At 35.7% G+C, this 20233-nt stretch carries 15 protein-coding genes; 7 read left to right on the top strand and 8 right to left on the bottom strand.

The annotated features are described in order from the left end of the window. The first annotated feature begins 49 nt into the window (after positions 1 to 49). The 4 genes from C8N46_RS07630 (at position 50) to C8N46_RS07645 (ending at position 2982) form a co-directional block, all read left to right on the top strand. Positions 50 to 1411: a 2TM domain-containing protein gene (locus C8N46_RS07630; protein WP_170110072.1), complete on the top strand. Its 1362-nt coding sequence runs from the start codon at positions 50 to 52 to the stop codon at positions 1409 to 1411. Beyond that, a complete protein-coding gene (locus C8N46_RS07635) occupies positions 1402 to 1743 on the top strand; it encodes a 2TM domain-containing protein (protein WP_108114293.1) in 342 nt (113 codons plus the stop codon). The genes C8N46_RS07630 and C8N46_RS07635 overlap by 10 nt, the downstream gene beginning before the upstream one ends. Before the next feature lie 37 nt (positions 1744 to 1780). Beyond that, a complete protein-coding gene (locus C8N46_RS07640) occupies positions 1781 to 2131 on the top strand; it encodes a 2TM domain-containing protein (RefSeq protein ID WP_108114294.1) in 351 nt (116 codons plus the stop codon). 95 nt (positions 2132 to 2226) lie between these two features. Next, positions 2227 to 2982, top strand: coding sequence for a LytR/AlgR family response regulator transcription factor (locus tag C8N46_RS07645; protein ID WP_108114589.1), 756 nt, complete (start codon positions 2227 to 2229; stop codon positions 2980 to 2982). A 76-nt stretch (positions 2983 to 3058) separates the two neighbouring features. On the opposite strand, the gene C8N46_RS07650 is transcribed toward C8N46_RS07645, so the two are convergent. Further along, positions 3059 to 3739 carry a porin family protein gene (locus C8N46_RS07650; protein ID WP_108114295.1) on the bottom strand — a complete coding sequence of 227 codons (681 nt, stop codon included), beginning with the start codon at positions 3737 to 3739 and terminating at the stop codon, positions 3059 to 3061. A gap of 235 nt (positions 3740 to 3974) precedes the next feature. Between C8N46_RS07650 and C8N46_RS07655 the strand changes: the two genes are divergently transcribed. From C8N46_RS07655 to C8N46_RS20810, 3 genes are all read left to right on the top strand, one after another. Then, entirely contained in the window at positions 3975 to 4730 is a 756-nt protein-coding gene (locus tag C8N46_RS07655) for an isocitrate lyase/PEP mutase family protein (RefSeq protein WP_108114296.1), read from the top strand. Between the two features lies 1 nt (position 4731). Further along, positions 4732 to 5154, top strand: coding sequence for an Ada metal-binding domain-containing protein (locus tag C8N46_RS20805; protein ID WP_211314480.1), 423 nt, complete (start codon positions 4732 to 4734; stop codon positions 5152 to 5154). A gap of 135 nt (positions 5155 to 5289) precedes the next feature. Continuing rightward, positions 5290 to 5793 (top strand): methylated-DNA--[protein]-cysteine S-methyltransferase, encoded by a 504-nt coding sequence (locus C8N46_RS20810; protein WP_262498072.1) that lies wholly within the window; start codon positions 5290 to 5292, stop codon positions 5791 to 5793. Between the two features lie 259 nt (positions 5794 to 6052). Here C8N46_RS20810 and C8N46_RS07665 read toward each other — a convergent pair whose 3' ends face one another. The 7 genes from C8N46_RS07665 to C8N46_RS07695 all read right to left on the bottom strand — a co-directional run bounded on the left by C8N46_RS07665 (position 6053) and on the right by C8N46_RS07695 (position 20128). Next, complete coding sequence (locus C8N46_RS07665) at positions 6053 to 6757, bottom strand: hypothetical protein (RefSeq protein WP_108114297.1); 705 nt, start codon at positions 6755 to 6757, stop codon at positions 6053 to 6055. A gap of 29 nt (positions 6758 to 6786) precedes the next feature. Beyond that, positions 6787 to 7521, bottom strand: coding sequence for a hypothetical protein (locus C8N46_RS07670; RefSeq protein WP_108114298.1), 735 nt, complete (start codon positions 7519 to 7521; stop codon positions 6787 to 6789). A 576-nt stretch (positions 7522 to 8097) separates the two neighbouring features. After that, the gene (locus C8N46_RS07675) at positions 8098 to 12498 is read right to left on the bottom strand and encodes a two-component regulator propeller domain-containing protein (protein ID WP_108114299.1); all 4401 of its coding nucleotides are present in this window, start codon (positions 12496 to 12498) and stop codon (positions 8098 to 8100) included. A 585-nt stretch (positions 12499 to 13083) separates the two neighbouring features. Next, positions 13084 to 14286, bottom strand: coding sequence for an LETM1-related biofilm-associated protein (locus C8N46_RS07680; RefSeq protein WP_108114300.1), 1203 nt, complete (start codon positions 14284 to 14286; stop codon positions 13084 to 13086). 112 nt (positions 14287 to 14398) lie between these two features. Further along, positions 14399 to 14917, bottom strand: coding sequence for a superoxide dismutase family protein (locus tag C8N46_RS07685; protein ID WP_108114301.1), 519 nt, complete (start codon positions 14915 to 14917; stop codon positions 14399 to 14401). An 86-nt stretch (positions 14918 to 15003) separates the two neighbouring features. After that, positions 15004 to 16917, bottom strand: a complete 1914-nt coding sequence (locus tag C8N46_RS07690) for a S9 family peptidase (RefSeq protein ID WP_108114302.1) — start codon at positions 16915 to 16917, stop codon at positions 15004 to 15006. 4 nt (positions 16918 to 16921) lie between these two features. After that, positions 16922 to 20128 (bottom strand): WD40/YVTN/BNR-like repeat-containing protein, encoded by a 3207-nt coding sequence (locus C8N46_RS07695; protein WP_108114303.1) that lies wholly within the window; start codon positions 20126 to 20128, stop codon positions 16922 to 16924. Positions 20129 to 20233: the final 105 nt, after the last annotated feature.

Raw genomic sequence — 20233 nt, forward strand, 5'->3', positions numbered from 1 at the left:
GTTTAAAAATCCTTAGTATATTTGGAAAACGGTAACCAAACAAAGCACTATGAAAGCATTTAGTAAAGTTATTTTTATCGGAATTATCATCGGATTTATTATATGCGGAGTGCAAATTATTTCAGTGTATGCGAGTGGAAATACGGTGCAATTCAATCAAGAATTGCTCATTCGATTGGGAGTGATATGCTTGTATTCCATTCCGATAAGTGTGGTGAATTCCTATTATTTTGACTATTTGGATAAAGGCATTGTTTGGAATAAAAAAGCACAACGTTATCGACTGTTGATTGGAATTATAGGTTCTATTTTGTTGACCATTTTTACGGTTTTTTTAGTGCGAATGGTACATGAAATACTCATTAATGGAAAAACGTATGAAGAATTTATTCAAGGAGAAAATCTCGCAGATTATTTTGAGATTCTCTTAATAACCATCTTTTTCTCGGTGTTTTTTCACGCGCTGTTTTTCTATAAAGAATTGCAAAAAAAGAAGGTTACCGAACAAAAAATCATTGCAGGAACCGCTTCGGCACAGTTTGATGCCTTAAAAAATCAACTCGATCCGCATTTTTTGTTCAACAGTTTAAACGTGCTAAGTTCTTTAATTGATGAAAATCCGCGTCAGGCGCAGAAATTTACTTCCGGACTTTCCAAAGTGTATCGCTATGTGCTAGAACAGAAAAACAAAGAGCTTGTTACCGTTGATGAAGAATTGCAATTTGCCAAAACCTATATGAGTTTGCTCAAAATGCGCTTTGAAGACAGCATCATTTTTGAAGCACCCGAAAAGGCAAGCAATCCGGAAAGCAAAGTCGTGCCTTTATCATTGCAATTGCTTTTAGAAAATGCTGTAAAACACAATATGGTAACGCCGTCAAATCCGTTACACATCAAAATATATGAAGATGGTGGAAATTTAGTCATTGAAAACAATCTTCAAGAAAAACAAATTGTAAAAAAGAGTAGTGGCGTAGGGTTAAATAATATCCGACAACGATACGATTTACTCACACATCGCCAAGTATATATCAACAAAACAACATCGGATTTTCAAGTAGCAATTCCGATGCTAACAAAACAAAGAGAAATTATGAGAAATGAAGTCATACCACAAAGAGAAAGTGGACTCGACGATAAGTATATTGAAGCTAGAAAGCATGTAGAAAAGCTCAAAGAGTTTTATTATAATCTATTGTCGTACTGTTTGGTAATTCCGTTTTTAGCATTCGTTAACTGGAAAACAAGCTGGGAATTTCAATGGTTTTGGTTTCCAATGTTTGGCTGGGGAATCGGATTGGCGTTTCACGCAATGAGTGTGTTTTTTGAAGAAGGAAAATTTGGACGCAACTGGGAACAACGCAAGATTAGAGAATTTATGGAACAAGAAGAACGTCAGCGATGGAACTAAAAGACAACAAAAATAGAGCGCAAACCGAAAGGTATGTACGCGCACAAAAAAAGGTAGATGCTATCAAAGGATTTTACATTCACTTATTGGTGTACATCTGTGTGAATTTATTTATCAGCATTAAAAAAATAATGCGAAACATGGATAATGGAGAAACTTTTCAAGAAGCTTTTTTTGACATCGGAACGTTCATTGTGTGGTTGGCTTGGGGCATTGGATTGGCGTTTCATGCGTTCAATGTTTTTGTGGAAAATGGCGTGCTAGGCAAAAAATGGGAAGAGCAAAAAATCAAAGAATATATGGAGGAAGAAAAGCGTCAAGATTGGTACTAATCTTTAAAAATTTAGACAAATACAAAAAAGAAAAATCATGGAACGATTACCATCAAATATAGAAGAATCAGATACGTATACCCGCGATTACAAAAAGGAAGAAGCCTATTTGCGCGCACGAAAAAAAGTAGAAAAACTCAAAGGTTTCTACGGACACTTAGCTTCGTATGTCATCATTAACACGTTTATACTAATTTTAATTGCGATAAATATTGACGAAGGCGAAACGTTTTGGAAATTCGGTCACTTTTCAACAGCTTTTTTCTGGGGAATCGGATTGGCGTTTCACGCAGCAGGCATCTTTGGACCTGATATGTTATTAGGAAAAAAGTGGGAAGAACGCAAGATTAAAGAATACATGTCAGACAAGCGCCGCAATTGGGAGTAGATTGCTAGTTGACAGTTTTCAAATCAACAATGCTTCGACAGGCTCAGCATAACCCAACACCCAACACCCAACACCCAACACCCAAAACCAAAAAAATGAAAGTAATCATCATCGAAGACGAAAAACCATCTGCACGACGACTCTATCGAATGTTGGAGCGCGAAGAAATACATGTGGAAGTCATGTTGCATTCTGTATCAGAAGCTGTGGAATGGTTTCAAAATAACGAACATCCTGATTTGATATTCTTAGATATTCAACTCTCTGACGGATTGTCCTTTGAAATTTTTGAAGTTATTGACATTACATCAGCGATCATTTTTACAACAGCGTACGACGAATATGCCTTGCAAGCGTTTAAATTGAACAGTATTGACTATTTACTCAAACCAATTGACGAAGACGAACTTGTGGTTGCGGTAGAAAAATACAAAGCGCGCGTGCCGAAAGCACAAAACATACAACTTAACTTTGAGGACATTAAAAAACTGTTAGTCAATCCGATTGAGCGAACGTACAAAAAGCGTTTTACGGTGAAAGTCGGACAGCATTTAAAAATGATTCCTATAGATGAAATTGAGTGTTTCTACAGTGAAAACAAAGGAACGTACGCACACACAGTAGAAGGCAGAAACTATCTACTAGAAACGTCATTGGAAAATTTAAAAGATGAATTGTCTCCAGATATTTTCTATCGCGTTAGTCGAAAATTCTACGTCAATATCAACGCCATCAAAGACATCATCAGTTACACCAACTCACGCTTACAAATAAAACTGCACAACTACCGTGAGCAAGACATCATTGTAAGTCGCGAGCGTGTCAAAGATTTTAAAAATTGGTTGAGTTGAGGTATGAAGTTTAAAAGTTTAAAAAAACCAACACCCAAAACCCAAAACCCAAAACCTAAAACCCAACACCCAACAATCAAAGATTCCAATTAAATAACAATCCCACCGTGTTGATACTTTTAATTTTTTGTGTTACAGGAGGATTGGTCGTTGCTTCTGTTTTAAAGCCTCTATTAAAATCACCTTGCGTATTAATCATGATTCCCAAACTGATTTTACTATCAATATTGTACGAAAGTCCAATTCCTGATTGCAAACCAAATCCCCAACCTTCATAAACATCGCCTACAGAAACACCGCCCGCAAATTCAAAATCGTCTTTTATAATGGTTTGTGCATACAAACCGATATTACCTATCAAACGTACACGTTCTGACAAATTGTAATTACCACTTAGTAATACTGGAATTTTTAGTGTTCCACGTGTATGATAAAAATTGTTTCCTGCGCTGTCAAAACCGTTCCCAGAAAGTCTGTTAAAACCAAGTCCCGTAGCAATTCCCCAGCGATTCCCAATGGTATAATGCAGTAAAATATCTGCCGTGCTAGCATCTAAATTATAATCAGGTTGGTTTTCGTTGTCCATGATTGCGTATCCAACACCACCAAAAGTGATAAGGCTAAATTTGGAAGTTGCGTCTGTGTTGTAATCATAAACTGTTTTCTTGTTTTCATCTGTTTTGGCATCGTTTTGCGCGTTTACTAGGGTAAAAGATAAAATAAACACGAGTACAAGTGCTACATTAAAATGTTTCATAAATTGATTTTTTTGTTGATTCTCAAAAATATTTACATCGTCTGAAAATGAAAAGAATATGCAATCGTAATTTATAAAATATAGGGTGCAAATTGCTTTAATAGACTGATAAAGTTATCTTAAAAAAGGATGATTCATTAAGAATATATTGGGAAGATTTTTTCTAAAAAATACCTGTTCAGTTTTCGGTTGCAGTCAAGATTTATGCGTCTTTACTTTGTGCAAAAAGAAACAAATGGAGTTTACAAAATTACACTATCAAGAAAAACCATTGGTATTGGCGAATGTTTGGGATGTGCCAAGCGCCAAAATCGCAGAAAAACTAAATTTTCAAGCAATTGGGACTTCAAGTTCGGCAATTGCCGCTACGTTGGGATACAACGACGGAGAAGAATTGACGTTTTCAGAATTGGAATACATCGTAAAACGAATCACGGCGAATACGAAGTTGCCTGTTTCGGTCGATTTGGAATCTGGCTACAGCCGAAAACCAGCAGAAATTGCAAATCACATCAAAAAAATGGCGAAACTCGGAGTTGTGGGAATCAATATGGAAGATAGTTTGGTGACTGAGGAAAGAGTATTGCTGAATGAAAACGATTTTGCAGAAACGTTACAGGAAGTCAAAGCACAGTTAACCAACAAAAACATCAAAATGTTTATCAATGTGCGTATTGACACCTTTCTTTTAGACGTTGAAAACACTTTAGAAGCTACCAAAAAGCGAATAGCATTGTACGAAAAAGCAGGAGCTGACGGAATATTTTTGCCGTGTATCGAAACTGAAAGTGATATCAAAGCTATGGTTGCGGCTACACACTTGCCTATCAACGTAATGTGTATGCCAAATTTACCCAATTTTGAAACGCTCGCTAGTTTGGGCGTGAAACGAATTAGTATGGGAAATTTTCTTTTCGATACGATGTATCATACTTTTGAAGAAATGACACAAACGGTACGCAATCAAAATTCATTCAAATCTATCTTTTAAGATGCGCATTACAAATCAGCAGCAAATCGCAACGTATTACCAAGCATTGTTGGATAGAAAACAAGATTTTGTCGGTATTTTTTATGTCGGAGTGAAAACGACTTCTGTGTTTTGTATAGCTACGTGTCGCGCCCGAAAACCCAAACTAAAAAATGTGGAATTCTACACCTCATTCAAAGAAGCGTTGGATAATGGATATCGACCGTGTAAAATATGCAAACCCACAGAAAACGCCAACAAAGCTCCTGAACAGGTTGAAAAAGCAATCGCTTTGGTAAAAAATAATCCCAAAGAAAAAATAACTGATTTTCAACTCAAACAGCAACACATACGCCCAGAATTGGTACGCAGATGGTTCAAAAAAAATTACGGAATGACCTTTCAAGCGTATCAACGGATGTACCGAATTAACAATGCCTTTTAAGAACTAAAAAAAGGAAAAAATACCACACATACCGCTTTTGACAGTAGTTATGAATCGCTCAGTGGTTTTGGCTATACGTTTAAAAAACTTATTGGAAACTCGCCCAAACACAGCAAAGACAAGAATGTCATTCTCATCAACCGACTCACAACTCCGTTAGGACCAATGTTTATTTGTGCAACGGAACATGGTGTGTGTTTGCTGGAATTTGTAGACAGACGTATGTTGGAAACGGAGTTTAAAGACTTGCAAAAGCGATTGCAAGCTGTGATTATTTTTGGGGAGAATGCACACATTACGCAAGCAAAAAAAGAAATTGAAGCGTATTTTGAAGGCACTAGAAAAAAGTTTGAAGTCCAGCTAGAAACGCCAGGAACGGACTTTCAGCAGCAAGTTTGGAGTTGTTTGCGGCAAATTCCTTACGGAGTTACAACTTCCTATCAACAACAAGCAGAAAATATCGGAAATCTGAAAGCGGTACGAGCAGTTGCTTCGGCAAACGGATACAACCGAATTGCGATTATCATTCCGTGTCACAGAGTGATTGGAAAAAATGGACAAATGACTGGATATGGCGGCGGCATTGAACGCAAAAAATGGCTTATCAACCATGAACGAACGAATAAAAGTACAACTTAAAATTATTTTTCTTCAGCCTCCTCTTCCGCTTTTTCCAAGTGATTTTCTTCAAAACAAAGGTAAAATATTAGGAATGCAAAGAGTCTTTAGTGTGTATTAATCCTTAACATCGTATAATTTTTAGGCTTTCAGGAGTTATATTTTTTGTTTCTTAATATGTCGTAAAAAATGATCATTATATCCACCAATGTTCTAGAAAAGAAAAAGGCTATTTGAAAATCTTTTTCAAATAGCCTTTTTTGGATTAATGATGACCAATCTACCAAGCTAAAGTAGCAATACAACCTGTAATGACTCCTATAGAAGCAGTGTACAAACAATTGGCTACGCCTGCCCAACCAACATTAAGTCCTGTAGCAATTTTACCACAAAAAGACAATTCTGATTCCATGACTGCTTCAAAAGCACCATCTTCTACAGCAATAACGGCAGCTTCTGGATTTGAAGCACTTACAACTACATCACCAACTAATGTTGTCGCCATACACCAGTTCCATTTCGTCAATGCCCAGCCAGTAAGTGCAGGAACACCACAGGCTGCTATTTCTCCAGCAATTCCCAATGTAAAACATCCCATGGTTGTTTTAAGTTTATTACTTATTGCTTTTGTTATTTTCTGCATAACCTTACTTTTTTCTTCCTTGTTCAACTTAGAAAATTCTGGGAATTTATTTTCGACATTCATTTTATTTTTATAAATATCTTCAACTAATTCTCTTTTAGAAGCGGCAACTTGCTCTCTATCTTCCAAAGCTATTTCGGCATCATTAACCATAGTTGCTAATAATGCATAAACTTGAGATTTAAATATTAAAGAAAATACATCTTTATCTTCTTTCATCTTGTCTATTAAATCTGTTCTTTCACTTAATTCTGTTCTGTCACTACAAGACATTGGATTTGCAGCAAATGAATTCAATGTCATTAATAGTAGACCTATTGTTATAATTTTTAAAAATTTCATAATTCTTTAATTTTATATTAGTTATTTTTTTAAAACACATAAATTTGTGATACATCAAAATTGACTAGATTAGACACTTCTAAACCAGGAGTAAATTGTTGGAAGAACCAAGTGTTATCAGATGCTCTTCTTAAGTATAAATATTTGGTATTATTAGAATGATTTTTTATTGTAAAACTTCTTCGGAAAAGATAGCTTGTAGCTTGGTTGTAAAAATTCTTTAAACCAGTTGATTGGTACACCGCATAAATATCTAGGTACGCATTAGATGAAGTTCTTAATGGAATATTCATCCAAGATATGTCAGCACGAACATAATGAAAAACTAACTCATTTGAATGATTTTGAATTCCTAAGGGATGATCAAAAATACCATGTGGATCAGTAGCACTTTTTGAAATAACAGGAGCTTTATCAACAAAACTTGACTCCAGTTCTTCTATAGTCTTATACTTATTTACAGTACTTGGTGGAGTACTAGAAGTAACAGTCAAAAATTGATCATGGATTTTCTTATCAAAGTTTGATTTAGCAAGCTCTTCTACACTGGAAAAAGCGTCTATTCTTTGGTCTCCCTGAATTACTAGTTCATAAGTGTTGGGGTCTGCATCTTCAAAACTTACAGATTGTAGTTTACCATCGAGGTAGAACATGTCTTTACCTGTAAATTCTTGATTAACGGTTTCTTCAAAGTCATTATTTTCATCTTTAGAACAACTACTAATGACGAGGGCTAATGTTGCCAAAATTAGGATTTTTTTCATAATAAAAATATTAAATGGTTAAGTATTAATAACTAGCCATATCTGGCTGTTAAAAATGTTTGTGTTAGCTAACGGGATAAAAGTATAGGAGTTTTCGGGGTAATTAATTACGAAAAAAGACAACGACTTTTAAAAACAGACAAACTTTCAAAATAGGTCATGAACTTTAAAAATAGGACAGAATTCAGCGTACTTGAACGTAAATTAATACGTTTTCATCCTGAGTTATTTTCATGATGATAAAAAAAAACAAGAATTTTACGCACATACTAATTATGTTCTACAATTTTTCTTCATGTTCCAAAGCTAGAACCTAAATACAAATCTCACAATACGCGTATAACAGCGTGCTTACTTTTAAAATAATGTGCGATGAATATGTTTTTTGAATTAAAAAGAAGTCAACTACTTCGTGGTAAGTCTACGGAGCATTCAGTAGAACTATTCAAATATTTTGACGTAAGTGTCGGAGCATTATAAATCTCGATTATCGATTAAAACACAAAAGAGATAGTTAGTAACTATCTCTTTTGTGTTTTACAGATATAAAATTTTACATAGAACAAATAACTATTCTTAAAACTTCGTCAAGTAACTCGACGGTTTTCTGCCAAATCGCTTTTCAAATAACATATTAAAACGTGTAACATTATTTATCCCTACAGATAGCGCTACTGCTGTAACGTTTTCAAACGATTTGTTTTCTAATAATTTTAATGCCACTTTTAGTACAATCTCTTGTTGAAATTGTTTAGGTGTTAATCCAGTAATACTTTTTATTTTTCTTCGTATTTGGCGCGGTCCATAGTGTACTTTTTCACTTAAATCAGAGAGCTTAAAATCAGGATTCTCCAAATTATTTTCGATAACTTCTGCGATAGTCTCAATTAATTTTATGTCAGCTGAGGTAATTATTTTTTCATTATTCTCCAGAGATTCAAGATGTTGGTGACCTTCTTTTAAGTTTGAATTTACGATTTGAGAGACTGAGGATTTTCTCAATTGCTCTTCTCTAAAATCTTGCCTTATTTTATAACGCTGAATAAGGTTCTCTGCTCTAACAATCAACTCAGAAGGTTCAAAAGGCTTCGTCAGATAGTCATCAGCACCCATGGTCAGCGCTTTTAGTTTTTTATCATTAGCCGTTAGTGCTGTCAATATGATAAAGGGAATATCAAAGTTTTTTTTATCTGCTTTAATGGTTTTAAGAAAACTATATCCGTCCATAACAGGCATCATAAGATCAGAAATGATGAGATCCACTGTTATGCTTTTTAATAAAGTCAAGGCTTCAGCACCATTTTTTGCAGTTACCACCTGAAAATCTGCGAGAATAGATTTTATGTAATACAGCATATCCGGAGTATCTTCTACCACAAGAATAGTATGTTCTTGACTCTTAATGGTGGGCAACATTTCAGAAACTTCCTCATCTTCTTTTAAGTCAGGTTGTATATGAATATTTGTTTCTTGTGTACTTATTTCAGTTGCTTCAATACTGGAGTTAGCAGGTATGAATACCATAACTTCAGTGCCTTTATTAATTTTACTTTTTAATGTAATAGTCCCGTGCATTACACCAACTAACTCTTTTACTAAAGCTAATCCTATACCAGTACCTCCTTCAAGAGGTTTAGAGGCGTCCTGACTTTGATAATAGCGATTAAAGATAAAGGGCATATCCTTTTCTGATATTCCTATACCACTATCTTTTATAATTATTTGAAGTTGATTCGCAGTCAAGGAAGCCTTAAAATCTATGGTTCCATTAGCGTTCGTGTATTTAAAGGCATTGGATAATATATTATTGATTATTTTTTGAAGCTTACTTTCATCAATATAAACCTTACAATCTTTAATCTGAGAAAAGTCAGTGATGAAACGTATAGATTTTTGTTCAGCCAAATACTTAAAATCATCACTTAAATTTTTAAAAAGCTCACAAACATTACTGGTTTTGTTTTTGAGTTCTATTTTACGGGCATCCAGCTTTGATAAATCTAAAATATCATCGATGAGTATATTGAGAGATTTTGTGTTTTTCTGAGCGGTTTTTAAGATTTTTTTGAGTTCTTCTGGGATATCGTCCTTATACTTATCGAGCCCAAGATTTACAGGTCCAGAGATTAAAGTTAAGGGCGTTCGTAACTCATGGGAGATATTGGCAAAAAGTTTTGATTTTAGACTATCCAGTTCCTTAAGTTTTTCAGACTCTAATTTGTCATTACGATAACGATATATAAAGTACACCAAAACTGTTGCACAACTAAAATATAAAAGATATGCCCACCAAGTTCTCCACCAAGGAGGTAAAATTGTTAGTGTTAACGGAACTTTCATCTCGTTCCAAACACCATCATTGTTAGAACCTTTTAATCTTAGTGTATAGGCTCCTTCATAAAGATTGGTAAAAGTAATATCTCTTTTATTTTCTATATGCACCCAATCGTTATTGTACCCTTCTAAATAATAGGCATATTGATTGGATGATGGATTGGTGTAATCCAAAGCTGCAAATTCAACAGTGAAATCACTATTTTGATAGGGTAAAATAATTGATTTTGCACTATTAATAGTCGGGACCGTAACAAATTTGTTGATGCTATCTTTTTTAGAAAAATTTGTGATAACAATATTTGGGATAACTGGATTCTCAGTAATTTCTTCAGGATTAAAAAAGTTATATCCCTCAGTTCCTCCTAAATAGATTAATCCTGTTTTTTCACTTTTAAAAGAAGCTCCTCGGTTGTATTCTGTTTGCTTCAGACCATCATTAAAATCATAACTTTTAAAAAGTTTAGTTTTTGGATTGAATTTATGTAGGCCATTATTCGTGGTTATCCATAAATTATTGCTGTCATCTCCAATAATATTACTTATGTAGTTATTATTTAATCCATCTTTTTTTGTGTAATGAGTAACCTGTTTGGTTTTTAAATCTTTTTGAAAAAGACCATTGTCTGTGCCTATCCAAAGCACATCTGCATTGTTCTGATAAATAGACAATACATTTTCTGGCTTATTGTTAGTTTCACTTTTCAAATAATTAACCTTTACGAATTTTTCACTTTGTTTATCCAAGGTATATAATCCTTCGTTTGCGAAACCAACATACAATTTCTCATCATGACCCTCATAAAGACAATTGATGTAATATCCAGGAAGGTATCTCGGGCCCTGTGGGCCGTCTATGTTAGCATAGGTATAAAAAATATCATTTTCAGGATGAAAGAATATCAAGCCACCACCTTGTATAGAAGAAATACATAGGGTTCCATCTTTTGTAATTATAATGTTATTGAGTTCAGCTAATCTATTGTTAGGATTGCTTTTTTTAGTTAAAAATGCAGGGGTTCCAGGATTATTGATGACATAGTAAGAAGAAGACTCCAATGTTTGTTGATCTATACGAATGAATCCATAATCTAAAGTAGTAACCCAGATATTTCCACGATTATCTGTTGCGATATCTTCAAAGTTAATATCAGTACTTAGAGTATTAAATTGAGGGAGTAGTTTATCAACACCTAAGGTTTGTCCTGTTTTGGTATCCATTCTTGCCAATCCAGAGGAATCACCAATAAACCATAGAAATCCAAGATTATCTTCAATAACTTTTTTTATGGAATGAGCATTTGCCGACTCTGAAGATGAAGTAATATTTTTAGTATAATGAAATGCTTTGCTGTTAGCTGCAATATAAATAACACCTTTTTTCATAGTTCCTATCCACAATGACCCTGCTTTATCTTCTAAGATTGTTTTTGGTGTGTAATTTTGATATTTTTCAGCACGGATGAGTTTTTGTGTTTTTAATAAATCTGTTGCCTTGTCTATATGCTGCTCTATTAGGTGTGGGTTAAACCATTGTACACCAATACCCTTTCTACCATATAATAGTCTGCCTGATTTACTTTGATGCAAAAAAGTATTATAAGATAAAGGTTCATTGCTTTTGTAATACTCGTCATAAAAAGACATTTTATCTGTCTTAGTATTGATATAGGTAATGCCAAACCTATTTCCACGTACCCATAGATCATTATTTTTATCTATTGTAAAAGCGGTAACCGGAGCAGATATTTTACTTGTGGGATTTATATGGTTTGGGCTGTAATGCTTACTAATTTTTTTCTTAATCGGGTCGTAACATATAATTCCATTTCCATCAGTTCCTATCCATATATTATTATTCTTGTCTTCTTGTATGCAATATGTTGAGTATTCCCATATTCGGTCTGGATTGAATAGGATGGTTTCAAATTTATCTTTTGATGGATTATAAAGACTTAAGCTATACCAATCCCCAGCCCAAACCCTATTTTTAGAATCAACAAAGATGGACATAACATGATTCTTACCAACGGTTAGAGAGTCTTGTTTTGTCCTAATATAACGTTTAAAAGTATCACTTTTAGGATTGTATTTATTGATGCCGCCACCATAAGTGGCAATCCATAGGTTACCATTATGGTCTTCAGCTAAATCCCAAATTTCATTATGGCTTAAACTGCTGCTATCGCCAATTATATTTCGGTAGTTTTTTATTTCGTAACCATCATACCTGTTCAGTCCATCCTTGGTTCCAATCCAAATAAAATCGTGTTGATCCTGTAAAATAGCATAAATAGTATTATTGGATAATCCATCTTCGGTAGTGATCTTTTTAAGATGGGTTGTTGGTTTTGGATAGGGTAGTGTATCAAATGACTTTTTGATAAAATTAACTTCCCTCGTGTTTACTTCGCTTACTGCTACGACTGTTGATTCCTCATGTTGCTTAAAAACCTTTTCAACATTCTTAACAGTATCAGGTTTTGCAGGAAAGTAGGTATATGCCAAAGATGCTGTGAATATTATTGCAGCACCTAATATTATTAATAATGTTGGTATACGTTTTTTTGCGTTATCCGCGATTGTCTGAATTTGGCTCTTTGTCTGGGTAACTAAATCCTGTTCCTTCATGAGTTTCTTCATTTGTAGGATTAACAACTAATATTTCTGTTTTATCCTCATTAGTTAAACTCTCTGGCTTACAACTTGTATGCATTGCCAATATTAAAAATTGCTACTACAACTGTTTCGAACACTTTTTTTATAATACATTTTGCTGTAAAATGATAAATTACTATAAAGTAAAATACTAATAATTAGTAACGTAATAAATTACAAAATGTATTTGTATCAAACCAGTTGTATCTAGGTTCAATTGATGGAAATTTGTCATACAAAGATAAAAGTCTAAATACCAACCCTCTGCGGTTTTGCCATAAAATAATTATAGTTTTGTAATGTTAATGCGCTCTCATTGCATAGAAAAAAATTCACATTACGGGTTGCTGCAATGAACAAACAGCCTATTGTGGAGGAAATATTTTAGTTATATAAAAGCTAATAATAGTCCTATGAAATCTCTTATTTAAATTCTAATTACACAATATGACGAAGAATAAACTTCATAGGAAGTTTTAGCAAAGAATAAGAAAGAAAACTAAATTTCAATGGTGTACGATTTGTTTTCTTGAGGAGAAATAATTTTGTAAAAAAACACTCATGTTCATATTATTTTTTCTCAGCATCGTCCTCTTCCGTTTCTTCCAAACGATTGTCGTCAAAACCTGAAGGTAAAATATTAGGAATGTATTTGATAACGATGGGCAATAATAACATTCCGCCAGGTAACATGAAAATTGCCAAACTTGGAATGCTTTTAAAAATGTCTAACAATTGCTCTTTGACACGTTTTTGCTCTTCATCCGAGAGTGAGCGTGTGGTGGATTGCGTCAATAGAATCATCAATTCTTTGCTTTCGTACAATTCGGTTGCCAAACGCTTTTTATTACGATTGATGAGCTTTTTTACCATGCTGCTAGAGTTTTCATAAAAACTCTGAATCATGTTGCGCGACTTTAGCAAAGCGATTTCATCTTTGTGTTGCTCATAAAACATACGAATATCGTCCATAGCCTTTTGCAACAATTCATCAGGCATTTCCAAATCAACGGCTAATTGATGTAAAAATGCTTGTTCGTCTTCGTCAATTACTGTATCGGTCCAAAATGTCATGCATACCAAATCAATAATATAATATTTGGTCAGCGGATTGGACACATTTTTAATAACATCATCGTAATGCAAACGCTCTCGATGTTCGTAACGGAAAGAAGACTCAAAAAGCTTTATCAAACTTTGATCGTATTTGGTTTTCTCTTTCTTAACATCTAAAGCAATAAAAATGATGGTTTCAATCGTAGCTTCCAAATCGCGTAAATACACATCGGTGACTTTTCCAGTTTGCAAATACTTTTCATACGCCAACACATCAACAAATAATAAGGTGTTGGTAATAAGGTAATTAAAGTTTTTGGTAATGACATTATCGTCAATAGCGATGCGCTTATTAATCATGCTTTCCAGCAGATCGTACGATTTCTTTTTCCCTAAAAATAACTCCTGAAAAAACGAACTTTTAAAATCGTCTACAATATTGTAAAAGTCCGTCACCGAATCTACAAAGTTACGCTCAGAAGTATAGCTTTTATGAACAAAATCGAACGCTAGCAACATGTTGACTTTACACAATTCTTCGTGTGTTAAATCGTTTGCTTCCACACTGTTAAAGATGGCTTTCAAATTGGTTCCGTAAATAAAACCACAGATTTTCAACTCGTTGTACAAATCGTCCAACGAATATGGAAACACAGATTCTTGCGATGGTAATTCGGATAGTAATTTTTTAATCCAGCCTTTGGCAGATGGGTTCATGGTTTTGTTAGATTACAAAAAGGTGTATACAAAATAAAGCTACTTTTTTCAAAGTAGCTTTATCAATATACTATTTTTTATATTTTTTTACCATTTTAGGATTGAATTGGTATTATTTGATAATACCGCCACAACTAATGCGTGCACCCGCATTTCCAGAAGGTTGCGATTTTCCATCGTCTACACCAGCGTGTACAATGATGGATTTTCCAACAATATTTTTCGTATCATCATCACAACCAACACACCATTGGTCGGTTGAAAACTCCATTTCTGCTTTTCCTTCATCATCCGCTTCAAAGTTTCCAATATCACCTTTGTGATATCCTTCAGGTGCATTCCACTTTCCGTGTGGTTGTGCTGTCGGATTCCAATGTCCACCTGCAGATGTTCCATCGGCTGACGAGCAATCTGCTTTTTCGTGAATGTGAATGGCGTGCGGTCCAGGTTCTAAACCTTGCATCACAGCAACCATTTTTACTTTTCCTTCAACCTCAGTAAACGTAACGGTTCCTGAGACATCACTTCCGCTTTTGGATTCTAAATTGATGGTTAATTCTTTATCATTTGATGAACAACTTACAGTAATTAGTAACAATCCTGCAAGCATCATAAAAATTCCTTTTCTCATTATTTTTTGGTTTTGTATTAGTGTTATTAAAAATTTGTTTAACAAGGTAAGCAGATATTCAAACAAAAACAAACGAAATAAGTTTCTTAATCTTTAAATTTTTCTTTCTTTTTAAGGTATTCGTCCAAAAACAAGAGAATTTTGCTGTACGCTTCTATCTGATTTTCCTTTTTAACGAATCCGTGACCTTCGTCTTCAAACAGTACATATTCCACAGGAACACCATTTTTCTTAACGCCTGCAACAATTTCATCCGATTCAACTTGAAGCACTCTCGGATCTTTCGCTCCTTGTAATACCATTAATGGCTTTGTTACTTTATCAGTGTGAAATAGTGGTGAAATTCGCTTTAAGCGAACGGAATCCTTCGTATTTGGGTTTCCTAATTCTTTGTATAAAGATTCTTTAAACGATTCCCACCATGGTGGAATGCTTCTTAATGTTCGAATCCAGTTGGTAACACCAAAAATATTGACACCAACCTTAAATTCTTCTGGCGTGTAGGTCAAGGCAGCCATCGTCATATAACCACCGTACGAACCGCCAATGATTCCAATTTTATCCGCGTCGATTTCTGGCTGTTGTGTAAGCCAATTTTTTCCTTCTACACAATCTTGCAAATCGCCTTCACCGTGATTCAAATCGTCCATTTGATAAAACGTTTTTCCATAACCACTGCTTCCGCGATTGTTCACAGCTAAAATTGCATAGCCATGATTGGTTAAGTATTGCACCAACGAGCTAAACGACTGACGCGATTGTCCGCCCGGTCCACCATGTACCCAAACCATTGCAGGCACTTTATTGGTTGCCGATGCTTGTTTCGGCAAATAGTAAATAGCTGGAATTTCCGTGTCATCAAACGATTTGTAACGAATTACTTTTGCAGATACCAAATCATCTGGATTGACTTCGTCATTCAAAGTATTGGTTAATTGTGTGAGTTTTTTACTTTTCAAATCGTACACATACAAATTTGATGGCATGTTAGAACCGCCAACATACATGCGCATCATGCTTTCATCTCGTGAAAAACCAACACTGGTAATGCTTTTGTTGCCAAAATCAGGCAAAGCCAAGTTTTCTCCAGAAGCCGTTTTGGTAATTTCAATAGCGTTTTTAGCATCTTCATTGATATACGTCACACGATAGGTTCCTTCTTCAGTGATATAACTTCCCATAATGTCCCACGATTTTTCCAAAACTTTTTCGCGCGTTCCATCAGCAATGTTGTATTTCATCAAATAAGCAAATTCAGCATCAGCATCTGTAGTATAAAAAAGGGCAGAAGTATCGCTTGAAAATTCTTGCGCACTATTGGCACTTTGCTGCTCGTTCACTTTTGTCATTTTTTTGGTCGCAACATTATACAAAAACAAATCGCTATCGTTCGTATTCAAGCTTTTTCCGAGTGCTAAATGCGATTTGTCATCGGAAATGCTTTCAATGCTATAACCTTCTTCGTTGGTGTACATGAGTTTTGGTGTAAACGTCGCGATGTCCATTTCATACAAATCCATAAAACGTTTGTCTCGCTCGTTTGATTGGTAAAAGAAGCTTTTTTTGTCTTTTGCCCAACCTGCAAATGAAGCTCTTGCGTCAGCAGTAGTCGTTAATTCTTTGGAGCTTCCATCCGTATTTTTTACAAAGAGGTGAAAAATTTCATCGCCGTTATTGTCCATTCGGTACAAAATGCGTTCGTCTTCTGGAAAAAATGAAACGCCGTATACAGAAGCGCTGTCCGATTGCGTAATTGGCGTGTATTCGCCACCACTTGTCGGAATGGTGTACATATTAAAAATTCCCGAACGATTGCTCGTTACCAGTAATTTTGATTTGTCAGGCGAAAAACTGCCGCCGCTCACACTTTCGTTGTCCATAAACTGCTCAATGGTATATTGCTTTACCGATTGAGCGGTATCTTTCTTTGTAGACTTTGCATCGTCTTTACAGGAAATAAAGAACACACACAACATACAAAGGATGCTGAGTTTTTTCATGTTGTTAATTTTTAAGTTGGATGGTTTTAGTTTCTTTAAATGGTTTGATATCTATTTTTTCCATTTTTGTGCGATAGGCATTCCATTCGTCTGTAAAAAAGGCATTGGTTTTGTCTAATGCATCTTTGAGCGCATCTTCTGCTTGCTTCATTAATTGACGTTCAGTATCCGTTATTCCGTTTTGACGCGAACTTGTATACCAACCCGCCGTACCAATACGTTGCATCACATTGATTTCAGGATTTCGTGTAATTCCTTGTCGTTTGTCCTCTTTTCCTAAGTACAAGGCAATAACTTCATCAATGCGTTTGATGATATTTTTAGATGCTGTAATCGCTTCTTTATGCGTTTCTTTGTCTAACTTACTAAGTGTGCTTTGATACGTGGTTGCGGCATTTTTACTTTCTACCAATTGCTTTACCGCATCGGCAGCCGTTTGCGTCATCTCTTGAAGTTTCTTTCCAGCCGCATAGGTTTCGTCAATATTTTTCTGAGAAACATTCAAACGTGGATCGCTTGCCACTTTGATAGAAGCTTCCGAAGTCTGGTCGCCATACGTCATTTTTAATTGATACGTTCCTGGTTTTACGTCCAAACCACTTGGTTCGCGTCTGCGTTTGCGAATCGTTCTCGATGGTCTGTCCACACCTTTTTCGTCCATTCCCCAATACAAGCGGTGAATTCCGTTTTCTTTTGGAGCTTTGTCTTTCATGGTGCGAATCAACTTTCCATTATCATAAATTTCTAAAGTAATTGAATCCCACTTAACTTTCTTCTCATCGGCTATTTTTTCAGTTTCTTCATCTTTTTTCTCGTCTTTCGTAGCTGATTTCGGCATTTCTTTTTTGTTGAAATAATACGAAATCATCGCGCCTGCACCTTTGTTTTTTCCTTGATACATAGCATCTGCTCCAAAACGACTTCCTGTAGGTTGTTGGTAGGCTGCTTGATACGCTGTTGGTGGTTCAAACAGTGCAATATTTTTAGAAAGAATATTTTTATCTTTCGCAATGGCACGCAACGGACGAATATCATCCAATACCCATGCAGCTCTTCCAAAAGTTCCAATTACTAAATCGTGTTCACGTGGCTGAATTACCAAGTCTTTGGTAGAAACCGTAGGATAGCCAGCCGTCCATTTTTGCCATTTGTTTCCAGCATCTAAGGAAATGTACAATCCGTCATCGGTTCCTAAAAAGAGTAAATTTCTATTTTCAGGATCTTCCACAATAGAAAGGGTATAACTTTTTACATCGGAAGCATCTACAATACGCTCCCAAGTTTTTCCGTAATTGGTTGTTCTGTAGGCGTACGGTTCGTAATTGAAACGTCGGTAATCATTGGCAACTAATAGCGCTTCTCCTTGTTTTTTGTTGGAAGCTTTCACTTGTACAATCCAGCTTCCTTGTGGCAATCCTTTGATATTTTTAGTGACTTCTGTCCATTCTTGTCCACCATTTCGTGTGATATGAACGCGTCCGTCATCAGTTGCAGCCCATAACATATTTCGTTCTAGCGGAGAAGGTTCTATTACTAAAACAGTACAGTGATTTTCAGCGCCAGTAGCGTCCATTGTTAATCCGCCACTTTCAGCTTGTTTTAATTTTTCAGGATCATTCGTAGATAAATCAGGAGAAATTACTTCCCATGTTAAACCTTTGTCCGTGCTTTTATGGACAAACTGGCTTCCAAAATAGAGGGTATTATTATCAAAAGGATCAATATTAATCGCTGCATTCCAATTGAAACGTAATTTTACATCAGGATCAGGATGCGTTGGTCGTACGGTGTAATTGTTTCCAGTTTTCCAATCGTATCGCGACACAAAACCTTGCTGACTCATCGACCAGCCGTAACGAGAATCGTCTTTATCTGGCACGACGTCAAATCCGTCACCAAACGAAATTTCTTGCCAATACGAATTGCGAATTCCTTGATCGCGCCACACATACGCAGGTCCGCGCCACGAACCGTTATCTTGCATTCCGCCATATACATTGTACGGATATTCGTTATCTACATTGATGTGATAGAATTGCGCTACAGGCAAATTCCCAATAAAACGCCAGGTTTCCCCACGGTCTTTGGTAATGTTCATTCCACCATCGTTTCCATCAATCATAAATTTTCCGTTGTTTGGATGAATCCACCATGCGTGATGATCGGGATGCACACCATTGCTTACGCCATACGCTGGCATTAATTGGCGAAAACTTTTTCCACCATCTTCCGAAACATTCACATACGTAAAAATGGTATAGAGTCTGTTCTCGTTTTGTGGATCAACATAGATTTCTGAGTAATAAAACGGACGATTTCCAATGCCTGATTTGTCATTGACTTTTGTCCATTTGAATCCGCCATCGGTACTTTTGTAGAGCGCATTCTTTTTTGCTTCTATCAACGCATAAATGATGTTTGGACTGCTTGGCGCGATGGCAACTCCGATACGTCCCAATTCGCCTTTTGGCAATCCTTCTTTATCCGTTAGTTTTTTCCACGTTTTTCCGCCATCATGTGTGATGTGTAATCCAGAACCTTCACCACCAGATTTGAAAAACCACGGATCGCGTTTGTGTTCCCACATCGCAGCAATCAGTTTGTTCGGATTTGTTGGATCCATCACCAAATCTGCCGCCCCAGTTTTGTTATTTGCGAATAGAATTTTAGTCCAAGTTTCGCCACCGTCAGTAGTTTTGTAAACGCCGCGTTCTGGATGTTCGCCCCACGGAGAACCAATTGCAGCTACATACACGACATCAGGATTTGTTGGATCAATAATTACACGGTGAATGTGACGTGTTTTTTCCAATCCCATGAGTTTCCAGTTTTTTCCACCGTCTAGAGATTTGTAAATCCCATAACCGCCGTTGAGACTGTTTCGAGGATTTCCTTCACCAGTTCCAACCCAAATCACGCTTGGATTGGATTGTTGAATAGCAACAGCACCGACAGAAGCTGTGACTTCTTTATCAAAAATAGGCTCCCATTTGATGCCTCCTGAAGTAGATTTCCAGAGTCCGCCAGAAGCTGTACCGACATACATCACATCAGGGTTTTCTGTAACGACATCAATAGCCGTCACACGTCCGCTCATTCCGCCAGGACCAATATTACGCGGTTTCATGTTTTTTACGGTTTCCATCGAAAATTCCTGTGCAGAAAGATTCCATACGGAAAACGCGAGTAAAAGTAGGATTAGTTTTTTCATTTTATTTTAGGTTGGTTTGTTTTTTTTGTTCGTCTATTTGTTTTTTGTCAATTCGTTGTTTGTGTTAGTTTGATTTAAAATTTATCATTTTATATCTTGAGTTTT

Source organism: Kordia periserrulae (assembly GCF_003054265.1).
Classification (GTDB): domain Bacteria; phylum Bacteroidota; class Bacteroidia; order Flavobacteriales; family Flavobacteriaceae; genus Kordia; species Kordia periserrulae.